Genomic DNA, 2,269 nt, shown 5'->3' on the forward strand with positions numbered 1-2,269 from the left:
CGGCGCCTTCGATTTCACCACGGCGCTGCATACCTATCTGGCCACGCCCGACGTACGCAACGCCGGCGTGACGCAACTCGGCAAGGTGCGGTTTACCGACACCACCGCCGGCAATGATGAAGCGATCCACGACGGCAGCGTGCTGCGCATCGCTGACGAAACCGACAACATCTATTGGGCGGCGCCGGCGGCTCTGGCGCTGCAACAAGACGGCAAGCCGTTCCTGCAACTCGAACAGCAAGGTTTCGCCGACAGCGTGATCTGGAATCCCGGTCCGGCCAAGGCCGCCCAGCTCGGCGACATGCCGGCGCAGGACTGGACGCGCATGCTGTGCATCGAAGCGGCGCAGATCGAGCATCCGGTGCGCTTGTCGCCACAGGCCACATGGCGCGGTTTGCAGCGCCTCACGCGCGCGGGCTGATTGCTTCTCTGCCTCACCTCGGTGCTTCATTTTTCCTGCAGCATTTTTTCCACCGACCATTTGCCCTGATCCAGGCGATAGATCGTGTACACCGGGTTGATCAGCGCGCCGTTCGCATCGAAGGACAGGATGCCGGTCAATCCGGGGTAGCGGATTTCGTGCAAGGCGATCGTGACGGCTTTCGGGTCGAGCGAGCCGGCCTTCTGGATGGCGGCGACGAGGACGTTGGCGGCATCGTAGGCGAACAGGGCGTAATGCGTGATCTCGCCCTGGAAGCGGCTGTGCATCTTGTCGTTGAACTCGCGCCAGCCCGGAAGACGATCGCGCGGCACGCCGGTCTCCAGCGCCCATACATTGCCTTGCACCCCTTCCGCCAGTTGCAGGAACAGGCCGGTCGCGGTACCGCCGGTGCCCACCAGCCGGATGTTCATGTCCCGCCGCATCATGCTGCGCGCGAGCAAGGCGCTTTGCGTCACGACGCCCCCGAACACGATCACATCGGCATTGGCTTTCTGCACGTTGTTCAGCGCGGGATTGAAATCCGAGGTCTTGCTGCTGATGGCCTCGCGGCTGACGATGAGGCCGCCGGCGCGCCGCACTCCGGAGACAAAAGAATCGGCGAAATCGGTGCCGTATGCGGTCCCGTCCTCGATCACGGCTATCCGGGCGGCCTGCAAATGCCGGACCACGAATTCCGCCAGGCGCACGGCGCCGACGCCATCGTGTCCCTGCACCTGGAAGATGCTGCGCAGACCGTCCTGAGTGAAGCGGCTGCTGGTGGTCGCCATCGGAATCTGCGGAATGCCGGCCGCGCTATAGAGCCCCGCCACGGCGATGCTGGGGCCGCTGTTCCAATGGCCGATCACACCCACCACTTTGGAACGGATGAAGTATTGCGCGATGGGCGCAGCGAACATGGCGTCGCCCTTGTCGTCCTCCACCAGCAGGCGAAACACCAGTTGCTTGCCGCCGATGCGAATGGCGCGGCGGTTGGCTTCATCGAACGCCAACCTGACGGCGGCGATGCCGCTCTCCGTACGCGGCGATGTCAGCGGCGCGGCGACACCCACCAGCACCAGCTGTTCATTCGCGCCGATAGATTGGGCGTGCGCCGCAGCGGCCAGGAAGAGCGCCGGCAACAAGATGCTCAGTTTCATCGAATTCCCCCGCTTCCGCGCTTTAGAACTGCGGCCTCATTGGTAATCGATTCATTGTGCGCGCGCCGCGAATTGTCTTTACGACAATGAACGCGGTATTGCTCCTTCTATTCTCAAGCTGCGCCCCGCACGCAGCGTTGTGCAACAGCCACAACAACCACAACGACCACAACAATCACAACTGCACGCTGGTACCGTCTGCGCTCAATTCATCTCAAGCAACAATGCGCCTTGCGCCGCACCCGTTTCCAGCAAACGGTGCGCCTCGGCAACCTGCGCCAACGGCAGGCGTCCGGCGACGTCGATGGCCAGTCCTGCTTGCAATTGCATCATCGCGGCCGCGGTGGCGAGACGATATTGCGGAAGGTCCTTGCTGAAGGACAGGATGCTCGGACGCTCCATCAATACGCCGCGCAACTGCGCTGCCGCCAGCGCCTCGGCCGGTGCGCCTTCGCCTGAAATCGAACCGATCGTGACGGCCATGCCGCCGCTCCTGGTCGCCTCGATGCTGCGCAGGAAATGCGCGCCGCCGATGCCGTCCACCACGATGTCCGCACCGAGGCCGCCGGTGTACTCGCGTACCGCCGCGACGAAATCCTGCTCGCGATAATTGATCGCCTGGTCGAGTCCGCGCGACTGTGCCAACGCCGCTTTCTCGTCGCTGCTGACGGTGCCGATCACGTGCGCGCCC

General features: G+C 63.9%; 3 protein-coding genes. 1 reads left to right on the forward strand and 2 read right to left on the reverse strand.

The genetic code is table 11. From position 1 onward, the window contains the following. Positions 1–421 (forward strand): aldose epimerase family protein (locus tag HLUSI_RS0114145; RefSeq protein WP_016834587.1); only part of this gene is annotated, 421 nt, incomplete at its 5' end. A 26-nt stretch (positions 422–447) separates the two neighbouring features. Here the strand turns inward: HLUSI_RS0114145 and HLUSI_RS0114150 are convergent. Together HLUSI_RS0114150 and HLUSI_RS0114155 are read right to left on the reverse strand one after the other, a co-directional pair. Continuing rightward, on the reverse strand, positions 448–1,578 hold the full coding sequence (locus tag HLUSI_RS0114150; protein ID WP_016834588.1) for a branched-chain amino acid ABC transporter substrate-binding protein: 1,131 nt from the start codon (positions 1,576–1,578) through the stop codon (positions 448–450). Positions 1,579–1,782: 204 nt separating this feature from the next. Next, positions 1,783–2,269: zinc-binding dehydrogenase (locus HLUSI_RS0114155; RefSeq protein WP_016834589.1), on the reverse strand; the 487-nt coding region annotated here is incomplete at its 5' end.

Origin of the sequence: Herbaspirillum lusitanum P6-12 (genome assembly GCF_000256565.1) — a bacterium.
GTDB lineage: Bacteria > Pseudomonadota > Gammaproteobacteria > Burkholderiales > Burkholderiaceae_D > Herbaspirillum > Herbaspirillum lusitanum.

Coding starts and splice junctions, on each gene's coding strand:
- HLUSI_RS0114150 (WP_016834588.1), bottom strand. CDS start 1,578: ATGAAACTGAGCATCTTGTTGCCGGCGCTCTTCCTGGCCGCTGCGGCG.